At 66.8% G+C, this 25,468-nt stretch carries 20 protein-coding genes; 6 read left to right on the top strand and 14 right to left on the bottom strand.

Annotation, left to right across the window (positions count from 1 at the left end; translation table 11 throughout):
* The 5 genes from WKW79_RS02045 (at position 1) to WKW79_RS02025 (ending at position 2,847) form a co-directional block, all read left to right on the top strand.
* Positions 1-348, top strand: coding sequence for a high-potential iron-sulfur protein (locus tag WKW79_RS02045; RefSeq protein ID WP_340333426.1), 348 nt, complete (start codon positions 1-3; stop codon positions 346-348).
* Positions 321-992: a MotA/TolQ/ExbB proton channel family protein gene (locus WKW79_RS02040; protein ID WP_340333425.1), complete on the top strand. Its 672-nt coding sequence runs from the start codon at positions 321-323 to the stop codon at positions 990-992. Before WKW79_RS02045 ends, WKW79_RS02040 begins: the two co-directional genes overlap by 28 nt.
* Before the next feature lies 1 nt (position 993).
* On the top strand, positions 994-1,599 hold the full coding sequence (locus tag WKW79_RS02035; RefSeq protein ID WP_340333424.1) for a hypothetical protein: 606 nt from the start codon (positions 994-996) through the stop codon (positions 1,597-1,599).
* Positions 1,596-2,090, top strand: coding sequence for a hypothetical protein (locus WKW79_RS02030; RefSeq protein WP_340333423.1), 495 nt, complete (start codon positions 1,596-1,598; stop codon positions 2,088-2,090). Before WKW79_RS02035 ends, WKW79_RS02030 begins: the two co-directional genes overlap by 4 nt.
* Positions 2,091-2,157: 67 nt before the next feature.
* Positions 2,158-2,847, top strand: coding sequence for a hypothetical protein (locus tag WKW79_RS02025; RefSeq protein WP_340333422.1), 690 nt, complete (start codon positions 2,158-2,160; stop codon positions 2,845-2,847).
* Between the two features lie 18 nt (positions 2,848-2,865).
* Here the strand turns inward: WKW79_RS02025 and WKW79_RS02020 are convergent, their stop codons facing one another.
* From WKW79_RS02020 to WKW79_RS01975, 10 genes are all read right to left on the bottom strand, one after another.
* Entirely contained in the window at positions 2,866-3,243 is a 378-nt protein-coding gene (locus tag WKW79_RS02020; protein ID WP_340333421.1) for an iron chaperone, read from the bottom strand.
* A 35-nt stretch (positions 3,244-3,278) separates the two neighbouring features.
* Complete coding sequence (locus tag WKW79_RS02015; protein ID WP_340333420.1) at positions 3,279-4,757, bottom strand: TULIP family P47-like protein; 1,479 nt, start codon at positions 4,755-4,757, stop codon at positions 3,279-3,281.
* Between the two features lie 2 nt (positions 4,758-4,759).
* Positions 4,760-6,349: a TULIP family P47-like protein gene (locus WKW79_RS02010; protein WP_340333419.1), complete on the bottom strand. Its 1,590-nt coding sequence runs from the start codon at positions 6,347-6,349 to the stop codon at positions 4,760-4,762.
* 10 nt (positions 6,350-6,359) lie between these two features.
* On the bottom strand, positions 6,360-8,138 hold the full coding sequence (locus tag WKW79_RS02005) for a TULIP family P47-like protein (protein ID WP_340333418.1): 1,779 nt from the start codon (positions 8,136-8,138) through the stop codon (positions 6,360-6,362).
* A gap of 84 nt (positions 8,139-8,222) precedes the next feature.
* The gene (locus WKW79_RS02000; protein ID WP_340333417.1) at positions 8,223-9,506 is read right to left on the bottom strand and encodes a TULIP family P47-like protein; all 1,284 of its coding nucleotides are present in this window, start codon (positions 9,504-9,506) and stop codon (positions 8,223-8,225) included.
* Between the two features lie 353 nt (positions 9,507-9,859).
* The gene (locus tag WKW79_RS01995) at positions 9,860-13,018 is read right to left on the bottom strand and encodes an efflux RND transporter permease subunit (protein WP_340333416.1); all 3,159 of its coding nucleotides are present in this window, start codon (positions 13,016-13,018) and stop codon (positions 9,860-9,862) included.
* 12 nt (positions 13,019-13,030) lie between these two features.
* The gene (locus tag WKW79_RS01990) at positions 13,031-14,569 is read right to left on the bottom strand and encodes an efflux RND transporter periplasmic adaptor subunit (RefSeq protein ID WP_340333415.1); all 1,539 of its coding nucleotides are present in this window, start codon (positions 14,567-14,569) and stop codon (positions 13,031-13,033) included.
* 17 nt (positions 14,570-14,586) lie between these two features.
* A complete protein-coding gene (locus WKW79_RS01985; RefSeq protein ID WP_340333414.1) occupies positions 14,587-15,864 on the bottom strand; it encodes a TolC family protein in 1,278 nt (425 codons plus the stop codon).
* 92 nt (positions 15,865-15,956) lie between these two features.
* On the bottom strand, positions 15,957-16,349 hold the full coding sequence (locus WKW79_RS01980) for a hypothetical protein (protein WP_340333413.1): 393 nt from the start codon (positions 16,347-16,349) through the stop codon (positions 15,957-15,959).
* A gap of 68 nt (positions 16,350-16,417) precedes the next feature.
* Positions 16,418-18,646: a heavy metal translocating P-type ATPase gene (locus tag WKW79_RS01975; RefSeq protein ID WP_422823806.1), complete on the bottom strand. Its 2,229-nt coding sequence runs from the start codon at positions 18,644-18,646 to the stop codon at positions 16,418-16,420.
* Between the two features lie 155 nt (positions 18,647-18,801).
* On the opposite strand from WKW79_RS01975, the gene cadR reads away from it, so the two are divergent.
* On the top strand, positions 18,802-19,248 hold the full coding sequence (gene cadR / locus WKW79_RS01970) for a Cd(II)/Pb(II)-responsive transcriptional regulator (protein ID WP_340333411.1): 447 nt from the start codon (positions 18,802-18,804) through the stop codon (positions 19,246-19,248).
* 84 nt (positions 19,249-19,332) lie between these two features.
* On the opposite strand, the gene WKW79_RS01965 is transcribed toward cadR, so the two are convergent.
* The 4 genes from WKW79_RS01965 to WKW79_RS01950 all read right to left on the bottom strand — a co-directional run bounded on the left by WKW79_RS01965 (position 19,333) and on the right by WKW79_RS01950 (position 25,289).
* Positions 19,333-20,406, bottom strand: a complete 1,074-nt coding sequence (locus tag WKW79_RS01965) for an FAD:protein FMN transferase (protein ID WP_340333410.1) — start codon at positions 20,404-20,406, stop codon at positions 19,333-19,335.
* A complete protein-coding gene (locus WKW79_RS01960; RefSeq protein WP_340333409.1) occupies positions 20,403-22,517 on the bottom strand; it encodes a 4Fe-4S binding protein in 2,115 nt (704 codons plus the stop codon). Before WKW79_RS01960 ends, WKW79_RS01965 begins: the two co-directional genes overlap by 4 nt.
* Before the next feature lie 2 nt (positions 22,518-22,519).
* Positions 22,520-22,783, bottom strand: a complete 264-nt coding sequence (gene pqqD, locus WKW79_RS01955) for a pyrroloquinoline quinone biosynthesis peptide chaperone PqqD (protein ID WP_340333408.1) — start codon at positions 22,781-22,783, stop codon at positions 22,520-22,522.
* A gap of 346 nt (positions 22,784-23,129) precedes the next feature.
* Positions 23,130-25,289 carry a sigma-54-dependent Fis family transcriptional regulator gene (locus WKW79_RS01950; RefSeq protein ID WP_422823805.1) on the bottom strand — a complete coding sequence of 720 codons (2,160 nt, stop codon included), beginning with the start codon at positions 25,287-25,289 and terminating at the stop codon, positions 23,130-23,132.
* Positions 25,290-25,468 lie beyond the last annotated feature (179 nt).

Genomic DNA, 25,468 nt, shown 5'->3' with positions numbered 1-25,468 from the left:
ATGAAGCAGATTCACGAAGGCGTGGCCGCCGGGGTCACGCGGAGGGTGTTCGCCGGTCGCATGGTGGCGGGTAGCTGCATCGCGGTGTTGGTGCCCGTGACCGCTTGGGCTGCACCGCACGCGGAGGAGGGCGACGAGACCTCGATCGCGCTCGGCTACAAGCACGACACGAAGAACGTCGACCAGAAGAAGTACCCCAAGCACGCCGCGACGCAGCGCTGCGTGAACTGCGCGATGTGGCAGGGATCGGCCACCGATGCATGGGCGGGCTGCGCCATGTTCGGCCGCAAGCACATCGCGGCCGAAGGCTGGTGCATGGCATGGGCACCCAAGCCAGGCTCGGCCTGACGCTGAAGCGCCGGTACAGCGCAGCACCCGAGCCCTTGTGGCTCGAGTGGCTGGCGCTGGCCGGCGTGTTCGGCTTCGCGACCTGGCTGCTGGGTGCGCGCGGCGTCTGGGCGCTGCTGCTGAATTCCGATCCGACCGGCATCACGCTGGTCATCGTGATCGTGTTCGTGGCGGCGACGCTGTGGTGCGGGGCGAGGGCGCGGGTGCTGCAGTCGCAGCATGATGCACTCTGCGCCGGGCGCGCTGCACCGGGATGGGCGGCCGACTACTGGGCTGCGTTGTCGCAGGACAAGGCCAACGCCGACACCGCGCTCGACCTGTTGATGGAGCAAACGCACGGCCCGCACGGCACGGCCTGGTGGGTCAACGGCGTGCAACTCAAGCTCGGCTTGCTCGGCAAGGTGATCGGCTTCTCGATCCTCGCGCTCGACATCGGCCACATGCAGAGCTTCGACGCGAGCCAGTCGCAGGACTTGCTGCGCAGCCTCACGACCGGGCTGGGCGTGGCGCTGTTGACGACGATGGTGGGGCTGGTGGGCAACATCCTGCTGGGGCTGCAATTGACCCGGCTGGATCGCTATGCCGACCAGCTCGTGGCGGACATCCAGCGCATCGGCCTGTCGCGCAACGGCGCGAAGGCCTGACATGCGCCGCCGCCGCGTCCGCCGCGAGCCTGAAGTCGACCCTTTCTACGACATGTTGTTCAACATGCTCATCGCCTTCGTCTTCTGCTTCATCGTCGCGCTGCTGGCGATGAATCCGAAGGCGCTCAAGGCTGGCGACGTGCGCTCGAAGGCGGAATACCTCATCACCGTCGACTGGCCCGACCGCAACCCCAACGACATCGACACCTGGGTGCAGGACCCGGCCGGCAACCTCGTCTGGTTCCGCCAGCGCGAGGCGGGCCTCATGTACCTCGACCGCGACGACCGCGGCGATGCCAATGCCTCGACGCTCGTCGACGGCCATCGCATCGCGAGCCCGTTCCGCGAAGAGGTGGTGACCATCCGCGGCATCGTGCCGGGCGAGTTCACCGTCAACGTCCAGTACTACCAGTCGCGCGACGGGCGGCCGGTGGAGGTGACGGTGGCCGTCACCAAGGTCAACCCGCGCGCCGAGATCGTCTTCAATGGCAAGGTCACGCTCGCGCGCCCCGGCGACGAAGCGACGGCCGCGCGCTTCACCATCCTGGCCGACGGCAGCGTGACCCACATCAACACCTTGCCGAAGAAGCTGGTGCAGCGACTATGACCCTGAGCCTGGTCCTCAGCTTCACGGCGCTGGTCTTGCTTGTGGCCATGTCGCTGCTGTGGTCGCGCTGGCCCGCGTGGCTCAAGGGCCTGCTGCTGGTGAGCGTGACCTGCTTCTACTTCTATGCGGATGACGTCGTGCATCGCATGTGGGGCTGGCCCAGCCCCGACGCGATGCCGGAGCGCTTCGTGCTGCTCGCCGCGGTGATTGACGAGCCGACGAGCAAGCGTGCGGGCGGGTTGTATGTGTGGGTCAATGCGATCGAGGATGGCAAGCCCGCCGCGCAGCCGCGCGCCTATCGATTGCCTTACAGCAAGGACCTGCATTCGCTGCTCAACGACGGCATGAAGAAGGTTCGCGAAGGTGTGACGCAGCTTGGCACCGTCGAGCCCAAGGCTCGCAAGGAAGGGCTCGCCTGGTTGCGGCCCGGCAATGACGAGACTGCCATCAAACTGCGCGACATGCCGGTGCCGCAGTTGCCGGAGAAGTGAGATGGAAGGCGCCTTGAGCTCAGTGACATCACGGTTGCCAAGGCGAGGACTGCGCACTTGCATCGCCATGTGCCTCGTCCTGCTCGCAGGTTGCCATTCCGGTGGACCATCCAGCCCGTACTTCCCGCTGGAGGCCGGCCACCGCTGGACCTACCGCGTCACCACGCAAGGCGATGATGGCATCACCGAGCGCGAGACCCTCGTCCTGCGCACGCTCGGTTCATCATCCGACGAAGGACTCGAAGGCGGCCCGGCCTGGCGCCGACGCAGCGACAGCGGCGTCGACTACTGGCTGCGCGCCGACGACACCGGCATCTACCGAGTGGCCACCAAGAGCGACCTCGACGACGCACCCCGGCCCGACAAGCCCCAGCGCTTTGTGCTGCGCGCGCCCTTCACCACGGGGACGCAATGGCAGGCCAGCACGACGGCCTACCTGCTGATGCGGCGCAACGACTTCCCGCGCGAGATCCGCCACGAGCATCCCAGCATCCCGATGAGCTACCAGATCGAGGCGGAAGACGAATCCGTCGACGTGCCGGCCGGCCACTACGACCATTGCCTGCGCGTGAAAGGCACCGCGATGCTGCGCCTCTATGCCGACCCGGTGCGCGGCTGGCGCGACATGCCGCTCACCAGCACCGAGTGGTACTGCCGTGGCGTCGGCCTCGTGCGGGTGCAGCGCGACGAGCCGGCCGAGCGGCTGGCCTATCTCACCGGCGGCACGCGCACGCTGGAACTGGAGTCGTGGCAATGACACCGACCACAACGAGCGCTACCAGAAGCCGTCGTCTTCGCGCTCACGCACGACGCGAACCTGGTGCTCGGCAATCCTGCGGATCAGGTCCTCCGGCAAGGGCTGCTTGTACGGGCACTGCAGCATGTTCTTCGTGGTCTTGTACTGCGCCAGTTCCTCGCGGAACGGCAAGAGGCCTTTCTCGGTCGGCGTGAAGTCCAGGTGCGCCTTGTGCGCGGAGAAGGCGAACAGGAAGCGCGGCTCGACGAAGAAGGGCGTGCCCCACTTGATCGCCTCGGTCGCGTCCGGCGCGACTTCCTTGAGGATCGTATGCAGGCGCTTCAGGTGCGCCCGGGCCTCGGGCGGGGCGGCCTCGATGTATTCGGCGATGGTGGTCGGGCGCGGGTGGCTTGGCATCCTTCAACTGTACGGCCACTGGCCCGGCGCATGACTCAGGACCCACCCCCGAAGTGCGGCGTCCCGCCCATCTGCAGCGAGTAGTTCAACGCCACCTGGTCCAGCGTGAAGTCCTTCTGGTCGCTCCACTGCAGCGGGTCCACCGCATTGAAGGTCAGCAGGCTCACCGAGGGCGAGGCGTCGGTGTTGGCGTCGGCGATCATGGCCGGCACCTCGGCGGCCACGCCCGCGAGCACGCCCAGCACGACGGCGGCGATGGCGAAGCCGGCCCCGTCGGTGAGCACGCCGACGGCGATGGTGATGACCGCTGCCGCGATGCCCTCGAAGATCTTGCTGAGCTTGACGCCCTCGCTCTCCTCGGTCCAGTGCTCGACCGTCGGGTTGCCGGACTGCGCGTAGTTGATCGTCTGCACCGTCGGGCTCGCCTGGTGCAGCGCCAGCGTGTACGACGTGACGTTGTGGGTGAAGGCATGGATGCCGGGCGAGACCTCGGTCTGCGTCGTGGCGTCGATGGTCAGGGTCGCGTCGGCCGTCGACAGCTCGAAGTTCTTCAGCACGGTCTTGTGCGGCGTGCCGTCGGCATCGACCATGTCCTTGATGCTTGCCGGACCATTGGCCAGGGTCAGGCCGGTGCCATCGCTGCGCGGCGCGAAGTCCGCGGTCGACGCACCGGAGTAGACGAGCGGCATCGATGGCAACAGCATCTCGTTGACGAAGCGCTCCGGCGCGATCAGGAAGCCGGCGCGAGAACCGGCCGGGATGGCGTTGGGCGAGACCTCCTGGTCCAGGCCGCTGCCGTCCCGGCCGCCGGTCATGCAGAGGATGCCGAGGATGCTGGTGTCGAGCGTCGCGCCGTCGATGTACGCATAGCTCGAATACGTCGGCAGCAGCCAGGCGAACTGGCCCTGGTCGGCCGTGCGGCCGAGGTTGACGGTGGCGAAGACGTGCTCGAAGTCCCCGAGGTGGGCGTTGAACCACGCCTGCATTGCCGCGATGACATCGTCGGACACCGAGGCGAAGGGCAGGTGTTGCGCATCGGTGCTGTTGCCGAACCCGTAGCCGCCGAGCACGGTCACGACTTGCTCCTGCGGTGTCTGCGGTGTGCCCCTGACGACGAGCTTGTGGAAGGTACCCGTCGCGCCGGCGGGCGGGTCCGTGTGCGGCACGTACGCGAGCTCCACCTGGATCTCGAAGCTGCCCGCGCCGTAGGTGAAGCTCACCGGCTGGCCGTTCACCGTTCCAGCGGCGACGAGCGAGGTGACCGGCGTGCTCATGTGCAACAACTTGCCGCTCCCGCCCAGCGTGATGGCCCAATCCGAGAACGCGCCGCTGACCTGCACGCCGGCCTTGGTGTGCGGGTCGATCGTCGAGGCGCTGAAGGTCTTCGGGGAACTTGCGAGCGACTTGATGGCGGCGTTGACGTCGTCGGCGCGGAGGGCGAAGACGGTGTCCCAGCCGTAGGTGTCGGCCGTCAGGCTGGGGTCGGGCGCCGGGGTGGGGGCAGGCGCGGCCATGCTCAGGTCTTGACCGCGACCAGGCCGAGCTGCAACGAACTGTTCAGCGCTGCGGATGTGAGCTTGTAGCTCGTCCCCTGGGCCCATTGCGTGCTGCCGATCGCATTGGCCGCGAAGGCGTCGAGGGTTGGCATGTTGTCCTTGTCGTCTTCGGCATAGCCGTCGAGGATGATGGGGATGCTGCTCAAGCCGCCACCGGCGGCCGCGCCGACCACGGCGCCAAGCAGCTTGGCGCCGTTGGTCTTGAAGAAGCCCTTGAAGCTCGTCACGGCGTCAGGGTTCTCCAGTTCCGTCACGGCCTGCTTCAGGGCGGCGATGTCCGATTCCATCTGTTCCTCGGGCGTCATCGCGTCGACGACGGCGTCGAGCTCGATGCCCACGACGCCGTCGATGCTGGCGTCCACGCCGGCGCTGACCGCGGTCGCCGCGGCCCGCGCCGCCAGTCCGGCCTCGAGGAGTCCGCCGCACACCGCGCCGACAATGGCCGCGCCGAGGCTGATGCCGACGGACACCAGGATGTCCTTCCACTTCTCCCCGGAGCTCTCCGAGATGTTCATCGACACGGTCGGCACGCCGGTCTGCGTGAGCTGCAAGTGGCCGTCGCTGTCGGTCCCCATCGCGTTCACCGAACGGTAGTCGACCGTGACGGTGTAGCCCGTCTTGTAGGTGAAGCTCATGCCGGTGAAGGAGATGATGACCGAGCCCGTGCCGATCGCGAGGTTGAAGCCGTCGGCGTTGATCGTTGCATCGGTGACCTTCTCGCCGTTGGACAGGGTGAAGTCGGGCAGGCCCAGCGGCGTGGTGTTGTAGAGCGTCATGCCGTCGTCCATGTAGTCGAAGCTGGCCGGCGTGTCGTCCTTGAACAGGATCTCGACATGGGGCTCGAACAACTGCCGCATGACGCAGGTGGGGGCGATGAGGAACCCGGCATCGCAGCCGGCGGGGATGATGGCCGGGTCGAGTTCGGGGGACAGTCGCGAGCCGCTCCTGCCTTCCGTCATGGCGAGGACGCCGAAGAGGTAGTCGTCCACACTCGCGATGTTCTCGGTCCAGATCGCATAGCCGAGGTACGTCGGCTGCAGCCAGGCGAAGTCGCCGGTGTCGACCGCGGTGTTGATGTCGACGGCGGCGAAGACGTGGTTGAACTGGCGGAGGTTGGCATTGAGCCAGTCGCCCAGCGCGCCCTGGATGGCGTCCGATGCGTCGGCGGGGCCGGAGGAGAGCGTGAGGCCGAGCACGGAGGCGGGCGCGGCGGTGTCGACCTTGAGCTTGTTCACCGTGGTCTGGCCCGCTTGCGGGATGAAGCCCAGGCTGATCTGGATGATGGCGCTTCCGGCATAGGACGCCTGAGGGAGGCCCGCGCCGGATACCGTCCCTGCGGTGATGGGCACCGTCATGTGCAGCAGGGAGCCGGACCCTCCGCTCATCCGCCAGTCGCCGAAAGTGCCGGTCACGTCGATCGCCCCGCCGATCACGGCATGGCTGCCGTTGAAGGAGGCCGGCGAGCTTTTCTGGGCCACGATGGTCGCATTGGCGTCCCTGAACTTGATGCCGAAGGCGGTGTCCCAGTTGTTGGTGCTGATGCTGGTCATGATGGGCTCCTCAGGATGATGCGATCTGGACGTTGAGACCGATTTGCAGCGACTCGTTGAGCGCGAGGTTTTCCAGCGTGTAGCCGGTCTGGCCGGGCCAGGCGACCGGGGAGACGGTGTTGTCGACGAACTCGAAGAGCGTCGGCATGTTGTCGAGGTCCTTCTCGGAGTACGCCTCCATGATGTCGGGCAGCTTGGCGACCACGGCGGCCGTCGCGCCGCCGATGGCCATGCCGAGCATCTTTCGCCAGTTGCGCCGGAAGAAGCCCTTGAACTTGGACTTGTAGGACTCGTTGTCGGAGTTCTCCATCTCCTCGGCGGCATCGGCGTCGGCTTCCGAGTTTTCCTCCTCGAGGTTGGGGATGTCGTCATCGACCGGCAGGTCGGCGCTGAAGCTCAGGGCGTCGCCGGTGTCCTCGACCGCATCGGCCGCGGCACTTCCGCCTTCCTCGATGGCCTCGCCCGCGCCTTCGGCCACCGGGCCGAGTGCGCCGCCGATGGCCGCGCCGGCCACTGCGAAGGCAACGCCTTCGACCAGGCCCACGACGAGGTTGGTCCACTTGGATGCCGAGCTCTGGGTGACCGAAGTGGTCAGGACCGGCTTGGTCACCGTGCACGCCTGGAAGCGCTTGCCGGAGTCCATGTAGAGCTCGGACTCCCCGGTGTAGTCCAGGTGCACTGTGTAGTCGCCACCGCTCCACGGGAATTTGAGGTCGATGAAGTTGATCGAGAGGGTGGTGGTGTTGGCGATCAGCGTGAACTTGCCGATGTCGATGTAGGCGCCTGTGATGTCCACCGTCGTGTCCCCGGACTTGCTCGCGGTGGTGAAGTCGTGGAAGTAGACCCTGTTGAGGTTGGTGATCGTCGAGCCATCGTCGGAGACCTGGAAGTCGGAGGTGCTCGCCTTGAGGAACAGCTTCGAGATGCCCGGCTTCATGATCTTCTCGAGGAAGCGTTCCTGCGAGATGAGGAAGCCGGCATTGCAGCCCGACGGGATGATGTTGGGCGAGACGTCATGCCCGAGGTTGGCGGCGGTGCGGCCTTCTGTCATGGCCATCACGCCGAAGACGTAGTCGTCCGGCTTGGTGCCCACCGGGTTGTTGATGCCGTAGCCGACCATCGTCGGAACGAGCCACTGGAACTGGCCCTTGTCGGCGACGGCGCCGAGGTCGATGGCGGCGAAGGTGTGGTTGAAGCTCTCGAGGTTGGCCAGCAGCCAGGTCTCCAGCACGTCCGAGACGGCATCCTTGGCGTCTGCCGCCTCGGGGTTGAGGGTGAGGGTGATGATCGAGACGATCGGCTGCGTCGCCGGGTCGGTGGTCGTGAGCTTCGGCTTGAGCGCGTCGGTGGTGCCGCCGGTGGCGTTGCTGGTCGGCACGCTGGCACCGGGCTGGGGCAGGTACTGCAACGAGATCTGGATGACAGCGGAGCCCTTGAAGGGCAACGAGATGGGCGGCGTTGCTTGTGCCGTGGCGTTGCCGGAGATGGGCAAGGTCAACTCGGCAAGCGAGCCGCTGCCGCCGCTCAGTTGCCAGTCGCCGAAGGTGCCGGCGACTTCGATGGCCGGCCCGCTGAAGCCGCCACCGGGCTTGGTGCCGGAGAAGGAGGGCGGCGAACTCTTCTGCGCCTTGATGGCCAGGTTGGCATTGGCGAAATTCAGCGCGAAGGCGGTGTCCCAGTTGTTGGTCGATGCGCGTCCCGCCGCGGGCGGTGTGGGGTTGTCGCGGCAGAGGACGGGTATGGCGGGGGCGGCGGCGGGAGCGGGCGTGGGGGCGGTGGTGGTGGTCATCTGTACCTCTCGATGTGGACGTTGAGGAAAGGTGCCGGATTCAACCGGTTCGATGGCGCCAGGCGAACGCGCTGGCGGTGTGGTTCAGGCGACGTTCGCCTGCAGCAGGAAGCAGTCGTTGAGCGATCCGGCAGCGACCGTGACTTGGTTGAGTCCCTGCCAGGTCACCGACGTGGCGGGCGCCTTGGACAGGCTGCCGGCCAGCGCGGAACCGGACAGGCTGCCCGACACGCCGGACTCCACTGCGCTCGCCACGATCGCGGTGATCGCGGCGCCGAGGGCGCCCAGGGTGAGCAAGTAGTCGTACCAGGGCACGTGGTCCTTGGTGCTCGTGACCGGGTGAGGGTCCTTCTGGAAGGTGAAGGCCGCATGCGCCGGGTCGTAGCTCAGCACGTTCTTCGTCGTGGCGGCGAAGTCCAGGTCCGCCTTGGGCAGGTCGAGGTAGACGCTCCCCATGGTCATGTTCTTCAGCGCATTGGCATCGACCTTCAGGACCATCGAGCCGACCTTCGGGATGTAGGTGATCGCCCCGGACTTGACGCCGTGGAGGTTGAACGGATGGACCGCGGTGATCTGGTCGTTGGCATAGGCGAAGGTGCCGGCGTTGGCGCCTGGGAAGGCCTTGGGCAGCGAGGGCAGGATGACGTACTGCAGGAACAGGTCGCCGGAAATGACGAAGGAGAGCGGGTACTGGGTGGAGGCGATGCCGGCATCGATGTTGGAGCTCAGCCCGGAGATGTCGCGGTCGTCGATGACGCTGAGGATGGCCAGGTACTGGTCGGTGCCGCCGGCGGGCTGGTGGAAGCTGTAGGTCGATTGCTTCGGCGCGAGCCAGGTCGCGGTCGACAAATCGACGACACCGGTCTGCGCGAAGATGAAGCTGATCTTGTCCTTGTCGTCGAGCAAGGCATGGGCGATGCCGTTGCCGACCTCGCCGCCGAAGCCGGTGTTGTGCGGGTCGCTGACGGACTGGACGTAGATGCCGCCCGGCTGCCTCGTGGTGTTGGGCGCGGTCACGGAGGACAGCGCGAACTGCAGGCTCTTGCCCTGCGGCGTGACTGTGGCGGGCACCCATTCGAGGTTGACGATCACGGTGACGGACATGCCGCTGATGTCGGTCGGGCTGGCGCTCGAACCCTGCGCTTGCAGCTTGCCGGATGTGATCGGCAGCGTCAGATAAATGTCGGCGCCGGAGCCACCCGTGATGGACCACGGGCCGAAGCTGCCGCTCGCGGTGTAGGAGCCCGAGAAGCCGTCGACCCACGAAGTCGAAAAGCTCATGACCAGCGCATCCAGGCGGTTGCCGAGCTGGGCATTGACCTGCTCGATGTTGAGCACCGAGATGGTGTCCCAGCCGTTGGTGTTCATGGCACGCTGCTCCTTTCGAATCGAAACGCTGGACGAACGAATCCCGGGGCATCTCGATGGAGATGCCCATTCAGGCTGGCTTGGTCTCAGGCTGGCTCGGAGAGGCGGGATCGTTTGCGACCGCGGGACTCGGGTCGCGGCAAGATGGCATCCGTCATGGCGGCGTGCTGGCAATCCAGGACAAGGCGCGAAGTGGATGTCATGACGGTGCTCCGTGTGGCGTCAGGTTCGTGTTCCCAATGTGGTGAATCTATAAGCAATTGTTTCCAAAGTGCAGTGTGCAATTGCAATGAATGGATGTGCGCTTTGTCACTGCAATCGGCCAGCGACAAGGCGTATCCTCGCGCCCCTTTTCAGGGGGCGGCAGGCTGCATGTTTGCGCGCGTTGCGAGCGCATCTCTCGTGGCATATGCAAGCCGATAGAGCATGGGCAGGACCAGCAAGGTCAACGCGGTCGACGACAGGATGCCCCCGATGACCACGGTTGCAAGCGGTCGCTGCACTTCGGCGCCCGTACCTACAGCGATCGCCATCGGCACGAAGCCGAGCGACGCGACCAACGCCGTCATGAGCACAGGCCGCAGCCGGGTCAATGCCCCTTCGCGGATCGCTTCATCGAGCGGCCTACCGTCCTCGCGCAGGCCGCGAATGCACGAGATCATGACCAGCCCATTGAGCACAGCGACACCTGACAGCGCGATAAATCCCACGCCCGCCGAGATGGACAGCGGAATGTCGCGCAGCCACAAGGCCACCACGCCACCCGTCAATGCGAACGGCACCCCGGTGAACACGAGCAAGCCATCCTTCGCATTGCCGAACATCACGAACAGCAGCGTGAAGACCAGCAGCAGGGCGACCGGCACGACCACCTGCAAGCGTTTGCCTGCCGACTGCAACTGCTCGAAGGTGCCACCCCACTGCGTCCAGTAGCCGCTGGGCACCTGCACCTGTTCGCCGATCCTTTGCCGGGCCTCGTTCACGAAGCTGCCGATGTCGCGCCCGCGCACGTTGGCCGTGACCACGACGCGCCGCTTGCCATCCTCGCGGCTGATCTGGTTCGGTCCCGGCGCCGAATCGATCGTCGCCACATCGCCCAGGCGCACAAAGCTGCGCGCGCCGCCGTTGTCCGTTGCCGGCAGGCGCACAGGCAGGCGTTGGATGGCCTCGATGTCGCTGCGGATTGCTTCGGGAAGGCGAACCAGGATGTCGAAGCGCCGGTCGCCCTCGAACACCGCACCGGCATCCTTGCCGCCGAGCGCAGCAGACACGCTCTCCTGGATGTCCGCCACGTTGAGCCCGAGCCGCGCGACCTTTTCGCGATCGATGCGCAAGGTCAGCATCGGCAGGCCGGTGGTCTGCTCAACTTTCACGTCCGCCGCGCCGGGAATGCCTTCGAGCACCTTGGCGATGCGCTCGGCGCTGTCGTTCATCGCGTCCATGCCATCGCCGAAGACCTTCACCGCCACATCGCTGCGCACGCCGGAGATCAGCTCGTTGAAGCGCATCTGGATCGGCTGCGTGAACTCGTAGTTGTTGCCCGGCACCTTGCCCACCGCTTCCTGCATGGCCGCGACCAGGTCCTCCTTGCCGCGGCCGGGGTCCGGCCATTGATCGCGTGGCTTGAGCATCACGAAGTTGTCGGCCACGTTCGGCGGCATCGGGTCGGTCGCGATCTCGGCAGTGCCGAGCTTGGCGAAGGTGATGTCGACCTCCGGGAATCCCTTGATCACCTCCTCGAGCTGCGTCTGCATGCCGATGGCCTGCGTCAGGCTCGTGCCGGGGATGCGCAATGCATGAAGCGCGATGTCGCCTTCGTCGAGGCTGGGGATGAACTCGCTCCCCATCCGCGTGGCCAGCAGGCCCGACAGCAACACGCAAGAGGCCGCCGCCGTCAGCACCAGCGGCTTGCGCGCCATCACCCAGTCGAAGGCCGGCGCATAGCCGCGCTTCGCCCAAGCCATCAACCAGCCTTCCTTCTCGCTGACCTTGCCGGTGACGAACAAGGCCACCGCGGCGGGCACGAAGGTCACCGACAAGATCATCGCGCCGACCAGTGCGGTCACCACGGTGAAGGCCATCGGATGGAACATCTTTCCTTCGACGCCTGTGAGCGCGAAGATCGGCAGGTACACGACCATGATGATGAGCTGGCCGAACAGCAACGCGCGCCGCGATTCCTTCGATGCGGTGAAGACTTCGTGGAAGCGCTCGTCGCGCGTCAGGTTTCGGCCGAGCGTGGCCTGTGCGTGCGAGAGCCGCCGGATGCAGTTCTCGACGATGACCACCGCACCGTCGATGATGATGCCGAAGTCCAGCGCGCCCAGGCTCATGAGGTTGGCGCTGACCTTGTTGCTCACCATGCCGGTGAAGGTGAACAGCATTGCCAGCGGAATCACCGTCGCCGTGATGATGGCCGCCCGGATGTTGCCGAGGAAGAAGAACAGGATCGCAATGACCAGCAAGGCGCCTTCCACCAGGTTCTTCTGCACTGTCTTGATGGCCTTGTCCACGAGCACCGTGCGGTCGTAGACGGTCTTGGCGATCACGCCCTTCGGCAAGGTCTTGTTGATCTGCTTCAGGCGCTGGTCCACCGCGGAGGCCACGTCGCGGCTGTTCTCGCCCAGCAGCATGAACACCGTCCCCAGCACCACTTCCTTGCCGTTCTCGGTCGCCGCGCCGGTGCGCAGTTCCTTGCCGAGTCCGACCTCGGCCACGTCGCGGATGCGCACCGGCACGCCCTTGGCCGTCGCGACCACGACGTTGGCAATGTCGTCGATGCCGCCCAGTTGCCCGGGCGCTCGGATCAGGTACTGCTCGCCGCGCCGCTCGATGTAGCCTGCGCCCACGTTGGTGTTGTTGCGTTCGAGCGCGTTGACGATGTCGGGTATCGAGAGGCCATGGGCCACGAGCCGGTCCGGCAGCGGCGCCACATGGAACTCCTTCGCATGGCCACCGATGGTGTTGATCTCGGTCACGCCGGGCACGGTGCGCAATTGCGGCTTGACCACCCAGTCCTGGATCTCGCGCAGGTCCATGGGCGTCCAGGCGCTGCCATCGGGCTTGCGCGCGCTGGGCTCGGCCTCCACGGTCCACATGTAGATCTCGCCGAGCCCCGTGGCGATCGGGCCCATGCTGGGCGACAAGCCGGCAGGCAACTTGCCGCGCGCCTCCTGCATGCGCTCGCCGACGAGTTGCCGTGCGAAATGGATGTCCGTGCCTTCCTTGAAGACCACGGTGACTTGCGAGAGGCCGTAGCGCGAGATCGAGCGCGTCTGCTCCAGCCGGGGCAGCCCGGCCATCGCGGTCTCGATCGGGAAGGTGACACGCTGCTCCGCCTCGAGCGGCGAATAGCCCGGCGCCTCGGTGTTGACCTGCACCTGCACGTTGGTGATGTCGGGCACGGCATCGATCGGCAGCTTCTGGTAGTTGTAGAGGCCCAGGACGGCCATGCCGAGCACGGCCAGCATGACCAGCCATCGATGGTCGATGGCAAAACGGATGATCTTCATGCTGACTCCCGCTCAGTGGCTGTGGCCCGCGCCGGCCTTGCCCAACTCGGCCTTGACGACGAAGCTGTTGGTTTCCGCGTAGCGCTCGCCGGCCTTGAGCCCCGAGCGCACTTCGACATGCTGGCCATCGCTGGCCCCGAGTTCCAGCGGCCGTGCCTCCAGGGCATTGCCATGGCGTCCGAACACGACCTTGCGATCGCCGAGGTCCTGCACCGCCTCCGCTGCCACCGCGACCGCCACCTGCTTTTCCGCAATCAGCACATCGACGGACACCGGCAGGCCAGGCCGCCAGATGCCCTTGGGATTGGCCAGCACGATGCGCGCCGTGGCGTTGCGCGTCTGTTCGCCGACGAGCGCGCTGATGTAGTGGATCTTCGCGTTCGCCTGCGCATCGAAGGCGTTGGCCTTGACCACGACCGGCAGGCCGGCGACGACGTTGCCCAGGTCCTGCACCGCCACGGCCGCCTCGACCCACACGGTTGACAGGTCCGAGACGGTGAAGACGGCGCTGTCTTCCTTCACGGCTTCGCCGAGCGACAGGCGCTTCTCGGTGACGATGCCGTCGATGGGCGAGCGCAGTTCGTAGCGCGTGAGGCTTCCGCCCGCAGCAGCGCTGCCCAGCGAGGCCAGCTTGTTCTGTGCGCTCTGGACGGCAATGGAGGCCTCTTCCATCGCGGAGCGGGCTTGCAGCATGTCCTGCTCGGCGGAGATCTTCTCTTGCCACAGCTTGCGTTCGCGCTCGTAGGTCGTGCGGGCGAGCGAGAGGCGGCGTTGCGCAGCGAGCAATTCGGCACGTTGGTCGGAAAGGCCCTGGCTGTGGAGCACGGCCAGCACTTGGCCCTTGCGCACGGCATCCCCTGCGCTGACATGGACTTGCTCGACCAGCCCCGCCAGGCGCGGAACGACCTGCACCGTGCGGTCGCTGTTGTACTTGACCTCGCCCAGCAGGCGCAGCGTGCTGCCGATCACCGCCGGACCCGCGGTGCCCAGTTCGACGCCTGCCGCCTTCAGTTGTGCGTCGGTCATGGTCAGGCGGCCCTCGATCTGCTCGTAGCCCATGCGGTGGGTCTTGCCTGCGTGTGTCGCGCTGACGTTGACCTTGAACGAGTGCGGCTCTTCGACCACGCCGACGCCGGCCAGATAGTCCGCCTCCTTGCGCAGCACAAAGTCCTGCGGCGCCTGGCCGAGTCTTTCAATGCTGAGCTGCACCTCGCTTTGCGCAGGATCGACGGGCTTGCCGTCGACATAGGTGTAGAGCCTGAACTGGGGCGCCGTGCCGGTCTCGAAGATCGTCACCTCGACGGCATAGTTGCCGTCCTTCAGCAGCTTGCCGCCGTGCGGCCCCTTGGCGGGTGGCGTTGAAGCAGCGTGCTCGCCTTTCTCTGCGTGTTCGTCCTTGTGCGCGTCGCCATGGCTTGACTCGGCATGACCGTGTTCGTCGCCCGCGGCTGCCGGCTTCTTGTCGCGAAGGATCAGCGCGCCGAGCACGACGGTCATCGCGAGCACCGCGAGGATCGCGATCCATTGCTTCTTGGGCGGGGTGTTGTTCATGGAAACTGCTCCGCGATTCATGGGGTGCCGGGCATCGTCTCGACGCCCAGGATTCGGTTCAGGTCGGCCGCTGCGCGGTGTGCCTCGGCAAGCGAACGGAGGTATTGCGTGCGGGCTTGCAGCAGCGTGCGCTGGGCATCGAGCACTTCGAGGAAGTTGAACTTGCCCAGTTCGAAGCCGCGCGTGCTCGCATCGAATGCGCTCTGTGCTCCGGGCAGGACGTCGGCGCCCAGCGAGAGCGCTTCCGTGCGGGCCGCGAGCAGCCTTTCGCGCGCCTGGATCGCATCGCTGCGCACGCTTGCGCGGGCCACGTTGGCTTCTTCGCGGGCCTTGTCTTCGCGGCGCAGCGCCTCGAGCACGTTGCCCTGGTTGCGGTCGAAGAGCGGCAGCGGAACCGTCACCCCGATCACGGCCTGGTTCAAGCCCAGTTCGTTGTTGCGTTTGCCGCCGAGACTGACGGTGATGTCCGAGACCTTGCGTGTGTTTTCAACGGCGGTGAGTGCCGCGCGACGCTCGACCTCCAGGTCTGCACGACGCACCGCGGGCGCGCTTTCCAGGCTGCTGCGGAAGGCCTCATCGGCCGGCGCCTGCGGCAACGCATCGAGCGAACCGTCGAGCACGTAGCCATCCATGGGCTGCCCGATGGCATGGGCCAGCCGCGCACGCGCGCCGGTTTCCTCGCCGCGCACCTGCACGAGTTCGATGCGCACGCCGGCCTCGGCCACGCGGGCCTTCGTTTCCTCCACCGGCGATACCTTGCCGGCCGCAACCCGTTGCGTGGCGGCGCGGGACGAGCGTTGCACGACTGCAAGGCCCGCTTCCGCCACGCGAACCCGCTCTTGCACAGCGAGCAGGTCGAAATACGCCGTGGTCACGGCTGCACGCACCGCCTGCCGGCGCGCCTGCAACTCGAGGCGCGCCACGTCGCTGCCGCGCTCGGCCGCTGCCATGCGGGCGTCGCGCTTGCCGCCCAACTCGATCGGCTGGTTGACCTGCAAGGTGGTGGTGCGGGTGGCCTGCCGTGTGTCTTCCAGCAAGAAGGCCAGTTCCGGGTTGGGCCGCGCCTCGGCTTGCAGGCGCGCACCGGCGGTCGCGTCGACTTCCAGCCTGGCGGCCGACAGTTCCGGGTTGAGCGCCATGGCCAACTCGACCGCCGCAGCGAGCGTCAGCGGCGCGCGCGTGGGTGTGCTGGCCGCCTCGGACGGTGGCAATGGGGAGGGGGAGGGCGCCCCTTGGGCGAATGCCCCGGGCACCATGAAAAACGCCGCCGCAAACGGCAACACAAACCTGCGCATCGAATTCTCCGTGAGTCACTGGACGAGGGAATTCGGCAAGGCGAGGCGGGTGTGCGCGGCTCCGTGAAGGGTGGGTGGGAACGCGTGCAGCCTCAGAAGCCCTGCCGACGGGAATCGGCAGAGGCTTGAGGCGGACGTTCGAGCGAGGCGATCAGGGCGCTGTGAAACGAATCGGCCGGGTCCGGTGGGTCGCGCCGGGCGCCGGCGAGGGGCGTCGGAAGTGCCAGGATGTGCGGCACCGGGTTCACGCCCAGTACGTGATGGTGGTCCGTATCCATCGCCTTAGCGATGCCCGGTTCACCGCCTGGTTCACCGCCCGTTGCGTCCGGCGCGGACTCGTGCGTGATGGCTTCATCATGGTGAGGATCGTGATGGCCGAAGTGGCGCGTCGTGGTCTCCTCGTGCATGCAGACGGACGCCGCCGCGCTCCAGACGGTCTGGAGCGGCATCAGCAGCATCAGGAAGACGAGCAGCAGGCGGCGCATGGGCGGCGAGTCTAGCTATCGGCCAAAGTCACGGCCGCGAGAAAGCCCACGATGCACAAGGTGATGCCTCAAGTCGAGTCCTTCGTCTTCATCAGCCTCAACCCGTTCGCCACCACCAGCAAGGTCGCGCCCATGTCGGCGAACACGGCCATCCACATGGTGGCCGTGCCGAAGATCGCCAGCACCATGAACACGGCCTTGATGCCCAGAGCCAGGGCGATGTTCTGCATCAGCACGCCGTGCGTCCTGCGGGACAGGCGAATCGTCTCGGGGATGCGGCGCAGGTCGTCGTTCATCACCACGATGTCCGCCGCCTCCATGGCGATGTCGGTGCCCATGCCGCCCATCGCAAAGCCGATGTCCGAGCGGGCCAGCGCGGGAGCGTCGTTGATGCCGTCGCCGGTCATGCCGGTCATGCCGTGGCGATCCTGGAGGGCATTGATCTCGCGCAGCTTGTCTTCCGGCAGCAGGTTGCCCCGCACTTCGTCGATGCCCGCCTGCGAAGCGATGGTCCGGGCGGTGGCGATGTTGTCGCCGGTCAGCATCACCGGCGTCACGCCCAGCGCCTTCAGTTCGGCAATGGCCGTGCGCGACGAGTCCTTGAGGGTGTCGGCCACCGCGAAGATCGCCAAAACGCTGTCCTCGTCGGCGAGCAGGGTCACCGTGCGGCCCTGTTCCTCGTGTGTCTTGAGCGCGGCCTCGATGTCCGCCGAGCACTGACCGCGCTCCTCGATCAGCCGATGGTTGCCGAGCACGTAGGTGCGGCCGCCGATATCGCCCTGCGTGCCACGACCGGCGAGGGCGGTGAAGGAGGACACGCTGCTCACCGGAAGCGAAAGCCCCTGGGCAATCGCCTTCGACACGGGATGGTCCGACCGGTTCGCCAGGCTCATGGCGATGCGCGCGATCGGGCCCGCGTCGTCGCCGTCGCGCAGCGACTTCCATTCGACGAGCCTGGGCTTGCCCTCGGTGAGGGTGCCGGTCTTGTCGAGGGCAATCGCCTTCAGGTTGCGCGCCTCCTCCAGCCAGGTGCCGCCCTTGATGAGAATGCCGCGCCGTGCGGCAGAGGCGAGGGCGCTCACGACCGTCACCGGCGTCGAGATCACCAGTGCGCACGGGCAGGCCACCACCAGCAGCACCAGCGCCTTGTAGATCGCGTCGAGCCAGTCCAGGCCGGCGAGCCACGGACTCAGCAAGGCCACCAGCAGCGCGAGCACGAAGACGGCGGGCGTGTAGATGGCGGCGAAGCGATCGACGAAGCGTTGCGTCGGCGCGCGCGTGCCCTGTGCTTCCTCGACCGCGTGGATGATGCGCGCGAGCGTGGTGTTCGATGCCGCCGCCGTCACGCGAAACTGGAGTTCGCCTGTCTCGTTGATGGTGCCCGCATAGACCGGATCACCAATGCTGCGCTCGACCGGCAGGCTTTCTCCGGTGACGGGCGCCTGGTTGATGGCGCTGCGGCCTTCGGTGATGACGCCATCGAGCGGCACGCGCTCCCCGGGCCGGATGCGGACGATGGCATCGAGCGCGACGCCCTTCGATGGCGTGGTCTTCCAGCTCCTGTCCGCCTGCAGCACCTCGGCTTCTTCCGGCGCCAGCGCGATGAGGCCCTGGATGGCATTGCGCGCCCGGTCCGCCGCGCGGGCCTCGATCAGTTCCGCGATCGCGTAGAGCGCCATGACCATGGCCGCCTCGGGCCACTGGCCGATGACGAAGGCGCCGGTGACGGCCACGCTCATCAGCGCGTTGATGTTGAGCCGGCCCCGGACCAGCGCCCGGATGCCCTTGGCATAGGTCTCCATGCCGGAGAGCCAGATGGCCAGGGCCGCGACGGCGAGCCCCAGGTAATTCATCGCCGGCATGTCGCTGGCGATGTAGTGGACGCCTTCGGCGACCAGCGCGAAGACCAGCGCTGCTGCAAGGCGCTTCACGCCCGTGCCGTGGTCGTGGCGGTCGTGATCGTGCGCATCCGCCTGAGCGCTTGCAAGCGCCGCCGTCGATGCCTCGACCGGCACCAGCGTCGGCTCATACCCGGCGTTCTGGATGGCCTTGACGGCGAGCGGAATCACCTCCGGCGGCGCGCCGATGGCGATCGTTCGAGCGCCCAGCTGGAAGTTGAGGCTCTTGATGCCGGTGACCTTGTCGAGCGCGCGACGGATGTCGCTTTCCTCGACGGCGCAATCCATCGCGGGTATGCGGAACACGGTGGCGCCAGGCGTCGCGACCGCAGCGTGCGTTGCCGTGGGCGCGTGCGAATGAACGCAACAGGCATCTTCGGCGCAAGCATTCGGTGCCATCGGGATCACGACGGCGGGGGCGGCGCAACAGTCCGCGACGGCACAGGCGCTGTCGGTTCCCGGCTCGGCTGCGAGCGGTGGGGTCTTTGTCATGCCGCCTATTGGAAACCCTGTAGTGGGTTTAGAGTCAAGCCTCCAACTGAAAGATTTCGCACATGAAGATCGGTGAACTGGCGCAGGCCGCCGACACGGCCGTGGAGACGATTCGCTTCTACGAGCGCGAAAAGCTCCTGCCCGAGCCCGCGCGCACGTCGAGCAACTACCGCACCTATGGCCCGGAGCACGTGGAGCGGCTGACCTTCATTCGCCATTGCCGCTCGCTGGACATGGCCCTCGACGAGATCCGCTCGCTGCTGCGATTCAAGGACGCGCCGGACGACAACTGTGCGGGAGTCAACGACCTGCTCGACCAGCACATCGGCCATGTGGCCGAGCGGATTCGGGAACTGCGTGCGCTGGAGAGCCAACTGAAGGCGCTGCGCCAGAGATGCTGCGAGGCTGATGCGACGTCGAGCTGTGGCATCCTGAAGGAACTGTCGAGCGACTCGCCGAGGTTGCCTGCGAGGGGTGCGACGCATCGACACGTTCACGGGACGCATTAGGGAGACTCTGATCAAGTCCTCCGCGGTTCGCGCATCCTCTGCTTGGGCGGTCTGCGGCGTTGCAAATCCTCGCCATAGCTTCGGCTATGGCTGCGGTTTGCGCCTTGCATCCCATCCCAAGCCGAGGCGCGCGCCCTCGCGGCGAACTTGATCAGAGCCTCCTTGGCCGCGTTCCTGGGCCAGTCCGAATCCCGCAGTCGCCTCCCATCGACCGGCCTTGTCGACCCACAACGCATCGACCTTCCACCGATGCGCCAGCACCCGCGCCTGCGACGGCCCGGCCACGAAGAACACCTTGGTCAGCGCGTCGGCGATCGCGCCGGACTCGGCCACGACGGTTACCGACGACAGCGTTGGTGGCGAATAGCCGGTGTGCGGGTCGAAGATGTGGTGGTGGCGATGGTCGTCGCTGAAGCTGGTGAGGTTGTCCGCGGAGGTTGCGACGCAACGGCCGTCGGCATGGAGCCGCGTGAGCAGCGCGGATTCTTCGCGTGGGTCCGCGATGCCGAGCGTCCATGGCAATGCATCGCTGTTGCGCCCCAGCGGCGCGAATTCACCCGCGTCGACCAGCGCATGACGGATGCCGCGCGACGCGAGCACTGCGCGCACATGGTCGGCCGCATAGCCCTGTGCGATGCCGTTGAGCGTGGCGGCCATGCCCGGTGTATCGAAGCGGATACGTCGGGGCGTCGCATCGAGCCCGCGCCAGTCGACCTTGGCGCGGGCCGCATTCACCTCGCGCGTGGTCGGCAGCCGTCCCGCTTTTCGCGCCTGCTCGAAGGCGAGCCACAGCGGCTGCACCGTGACGTCGAAGGCGCCGTCGCTGTCGCGCGAGACGGCATGCGCGATGTCGAGGATGTCGACCAGTTCATCGGGCGGCGATTCCAGCACGCCGTCGCGGTTCAGCCGGCACAGGGCGCTGTCGGGCTGGAACAGGCTCATCTGGCTTTCGATGCGGCGCAGCGCCTGCACGCCGGCATCGAGCGCACGGTCCAGCACCCCGGCATCCTCATGCGCGGCATGCAGCGACAGCGTGGTCCCGAAGCCGAGCATCGAGCGCCGCTCCCATTGCAGAGACTTCACGGCCGGCGACAGCCCGGAGAGGCCGGCGAGTGCGCCCAGCCCCAGCGTTGCGCGAAGCCATTGCCGCCGCTTCATGCACCGCTCCCGGCCAGCGCAGGCAGCGGTCGGATCGCGATCGTGCGATGGCGTGCCCCGGCGATCAAGGGCGCGCAGCGCTGCGGGCTGTCGTGGATGGCCACGCAGTCGAGGCACTGGAAGCATTCCTCGTAGACGATGGCGCCGCCGGGCTGGATGGCCTGGTATTCGCAGCGATGCCGGCAGGTCTGGCAGGGCGTGCCGCATTCCTGGCGACGTGGTATCCATCTCAGCAGCCGCACGCGGCCGAGCAGACCGAGCCCTGCGCCAAGCGGGCACAGGTAGCGGCAGAAGCCCTTGTAGAGGAAGACGTTGAGCAGGAGCAGGGCGACGGCCCATGCCACGAAGGGCCAGGAGCGCACGAAGCCCAAGGTGATCGCGGTCTTGAAGGGCTCGATTTCGACCGCGCTGTCGGTCCATGCCGGCGACACCACCGCCAGCCCGACGATCACCGCCAGCACCGCGTACTTGGCCCATTTCAACCTGGCATCCACGTCCCGATGCAGCTTGATCCGGCGAATGCCCGCGTAGCGCGCCACCAGCGCCACCAGTTCCTGCATCGCGCCGAAGGGGCAGAGCCAACCGCAGAAGGTGCCGCGCCCCCACACCACGAGCGTCACTGCGACGAAGGCCCACAGCGCCACCGTCATCGGGTCGTAGAGGAAGAAGGCCAGGTCGCGCCGCGCCACGAGCGCCTGGACCAGCGCCGTGATGTTGACGATCGACAGCTGCCCTTGCGCGAAGCAGCCGATGAAGACGAGCGTGAACACCAGGTAGCCGGTGCGAAAGCGCGCAAGCCGCGCGGGTGTCGCGACGATCCACTTCGGCCGGGCCAGCACCACGGACAGCAAGGCCAGCGCAGCGGCGAGCACGGCCAGTTCCCAAGCCCGCGAGCGCCAGATGCCTTGCCAGCCCTTGTTGTCCGATTCCGGCAGAGACACCTGATCGGCGGGCAGCGTGTAGGGCACGGCAAAGCTGCGGCTGATGCGCTCGGGATAGACCATGCCTTTGTCGCGGGTCACGCGCAGGGCGAAGTTCAGGGTGTGCGCCGGGTCGAGGCCGGCAGGGCCGATCACGCGAAACACCTTGGCATCCGCGCCGCGCAGGCTGGCCGGCAGCTTGAGCGGATCGTCCAGGTCGAGGTCGCGCAGTTCCAGGGGCAGGTCTCCCTGCTTGAGCGTGAGCCGGTCGGGCACCGCGCCGCGCACGAACTTGTCGCCGACGAAGGAGTACGGGCCGGAAGCGATCACGAGCAAGGCATGGTCGCCCTCGTCGATGCGACCGAGCAAATGTTGCCAGCCACTTTCCGAGAGCAGGTTGCGACCCACCGACGGCGCGTTGAGGTACGCAACGTAGAGGTCCGAGAACACGTCATCGGCATGGCTCGCCACCGGCAGTTCCACGCCGCTGTCCTCGAAGGACTTCTCGACCATGCCTTGCGTGATCCTCCGATGCTGGACCAGCCCGGCCTTGCTCAGTGCGTCCCAATCCATTGGCGCAAAGGTGTCGCGCCGCACCCGCGCGACCTGGTCCGGGTCCTGGCCGCCCGCGAAGCCGAGCCTGGCGCGTGCCACCCGCAAGGCCGACGACAACAGACTCTGGTTCAGGATGCGCACCGAGGCGGTCGCCTTCGCCACGCCGTCGATGTAGACATTGGCGCTGCCGCGCTCCTCCCCACGGTTGGCGTTGGAGCCGATCTTGATGTTCTGTTGCAGCGAGAGGCCCTTGTACTGGTCGGCGAAGCGGAACAGCGGCGCTTCGCCCAAGCCTTCGAGGAAGACCGGCTCATGGTGCGAGAGCACGCGCACGTCGAGGAAGGTGCCCTTGGGATCAAGTGCCACGAGCAGGTTGAGCGGCGTGCCGGAGAAGCCGGGGATCGGCGCGAAGTCGATGGATTCGAAGACGTAGCCGGCCAGGATCGGCGTGGTCACGTCCTGCTTGAAGATGGGCCACACGGGCAGTTGCGCGTCTTTCTCGCCAACCGACAGCGGCGGCGGAAAGGCCTTCTGCAGTGCCTCGCGCGTCATCATCCCGGCCTGCGCATGACCCGCCACACCCAGCAGCAGCCATGCGAGCAGCCACGCCATCCATGGCCAGCGCGAGGTGGCCATGGCTACTGCAGCCAGCCGCGTTGCAACGCCTGGCTCAGGAAGACGACCACGTCGTCATGCAAGGGCGTCTGCGAGAAGACGATCTCCAGTTCGGCAACGATCTCGTCCACCGTCCGCCTGCCGTCGCAGCGCTGCAGGATTTCGGCAGCGGGGGCGTTCAGGTGCACCAGGCCTTCGGCAAAGAGCAGCACCCACCGGTCCTGCGTGGGCTCGAACTGCATGTGGAAGCGGGGCGACATGCACGGGCGCGCGTCGGGCGTGATCATGGTTTGGGCTGCAGCGTCTGGGCGGCAAGTGGTCGGCCGTGGCGGAATTGCCGGTGGCCTCTCCCGTTGCGCAAATCGCATGCCCGTGGCGGCAGGCGCCGCGCTGCGGAAAGATCAGTGATTGCCCTGATGCCGGCACGCCCACGGCGGCAGACCGCGGGGGACAGTGCTCCAGGCTGGTACACGCTGTTCAGCGACGGAACAGCATCCTTCCTGGTCGCGCTGCGCAGAAGGGGTGAAGATTTCGTAGCGAGGGTGCCAGCCGGGAGGCCGGTTCGCGCACCGCAGCCGTACTACCGTACGGCGAGGAGCGCAGGCCCGAGATCGGCGTCCGCAGTAGAAAGATTCACTCCTTCTGGCCCCAGCGCAACTTCCTGTAGATGGTGTTGCGGCTGATGCCGAGGCGCTTCGACGCGACCGAGATATTGCCGTTGGCATCTGCGAGGGTCTTGCGGATCAGGTCGACTTCTGCCTCGCCCAGCGTGCGCGGGGCGGCAGCCTCCATTGCGGCTTGCCGGGGCTCCGTCACGGAACCAGGTGGCACCGCATATATGTCCGGCGACGCCGCGCTCTGCGGCACATGAGGCAAGTGTTGTACCGGCGCTTGCAGGACATCAGCGCCTGTCTGCCCCACGGACATGCTCAACGAAGCCACGGCCGGCCGCGAATGCCGCGCACTCTGCACGTCCTCCAGGAAATCATCGGAAAGATGGTGCTCCGAGATCTGCCCTTCGCCCGCGGCCATGACCGAGGCCGTGCGCAGCACATTGGCCAACTGCCGCACATTGCCCGGCCAGGCATAGGCCTTGAACAGCGCCATCACCTGCGGGCTGATGCCCGGCGTGGCATGCGGGCATTCGGCCTGCAGGATGCGCCGTGCCACCACGTCGAGGTCGCAGCGGTCGCGCAGCGCCGGCAGCCGCACCACCAGGCCATTGAGCCTGTAGTACAGGTCTTCGCGGAAGGTGCCGGCGTCGATCATGTCGCGCAGCTTGCGGTGCGTCGCGCCGATCACCGCGATGTCCACCGGAATGGCCTTGAGGCTGCCCAGCGGCGTCACGTTGCGCTCCTGCAGCACGCGCAGCAGGCGGGCTTGCAACGGCAGCGGCATGTCGCCGATCTCGTCGAGGAACAGCGTGCCGCCGTTGGCCTGCACGATACGCCCGACCGCACCCTTGCGGCGCGCCCCCGTAAACGCGCCGTCCTCGTAACCGAACAATTCGGCCTCGATCAGCGACTCCGGGATGGACGCGCAGTTGACCGCCACGAAGGGCTGCTTGGCCCGGTTCGAATCCTGGTGCACGGCGCGGGCCAGCAATTCCTTGCCCGTGCCGGTCTCCCCGAGGATCAGGAGCGGAATGTCCCGGTTGATCACGCGTTGCACCTTCTGCACCAGCGTCGCGATCTGCGGGTCACCGGTGTTTAGGTAGTGCAGGCCGGAGAACAGCGTGCCGTCGGCGGACTGGGCCGTGTCCCCGGCGAGCGTGCCGTAGCGCTTGCCGCCGCCGTCGGCATCCCGGCGCGGGGCCGCCGTGTCGATGACCGGACTGGTGATCTGCGGCTCCATGACCATGGACCGCTGCGGCCCGTTGAAGCGCGCATTGACATGGAACGGCCGCCCGCTGGACAGGCACAGCGTCATCGGCGTCGGCAGGGGCGAGCGGAAGTGATCGAACACGGCCGGCGCGGTCGTGCCGAACAGGCTGGTGAGGCTGTGCATGCGCAGCGCCGCACTGCTCATGTCGAGCTGGTCCAGCGCGCTGCGGTTGGCGCCGAGGATCTTGCCGTCCCCGCCGACCACGATGATCCCTTCGAGCAGCGTGCCGATGAACTCCACGCGGCTGTGGAAGTGCAGCCGCAGCCGGTTGCCGTAGTCGTCCGACAGCCACTGGTTCTCGATCATGCGGGCCGACATGCGCACCAGTCCCATCGTGTGCTGGTGGTAGGAGCGCTGGTCGCCGGTGACGTCGAGCACGCCGAGCATGTTGCCGCGCGGGTCGAAGATGGGTGCGGCCGAGCAGGTCAGGAAGTTGTTGGCGTGGATGAAATGCTCGCCGCCGTGGACCACGGTGGGCGCCTCCTCGAACAGCGTGGTGCCGATGGCGTTGGTGCCCTTGGAATGCTCGGCCCAATTCACGCCGGGCGTCAGCGCGACCTTGTCGGCGCGTTGCAGGAACTTGTCGTCGCCGACCGAGTGGAGGATGGTGCCACTCACGTCGGCCAGCACGATCATGCTTTCGGTGTCGACGATCTGCTCGAACAGCATTTCCATCACCGGCGCGGCATGTGTGAACAGGCGCTGGTTGCGTTCGCGCGCCAGCGCGAGGTCGCTGCGCATCAGCGGTTCGAAATCCGGCCGTTCGATGCGCGTGAGGCCGAGCGCGGAGCAGCGCTGATGCCACTGCTCGATGAGTTCCGTGCGCTCGGGTTGCTGGGGAATGGGCAACACGGCCGGCGTCGACCAGGTCTTGGGGGCCGAAGCCAGGGCCCGGCGGTTTTCAACCATCATTTGTCTCCTCTGCTTCTCGTATGAGCAGGTGGTCTGGTTCGCGTTTCATCGTGTGGCCGGCCCCGTTGCTCCGTTCTGGTACACGGAGCGCCGCCCAGCCCTGTCACTTGCCGGCTGGCCGCCACAAAGGATGCCACACGCGGGGCAAATCACGCAATTTGTGTTCCCGCCTGCAA

The sequence above is a fragment of the Variovorax robiniae genome, assembly GCF_037889955.1.
GTDB classification, from domain to species: Bacteria; Pseudomonadota; Gammaproteobacteria; order Burkholderiales; family Burkholderiaceae_C; genus Variovorax; species Variovorax robiniae.
This window is presented reverse-complemented; position numbering and strand designations above follow the sequence as displayed.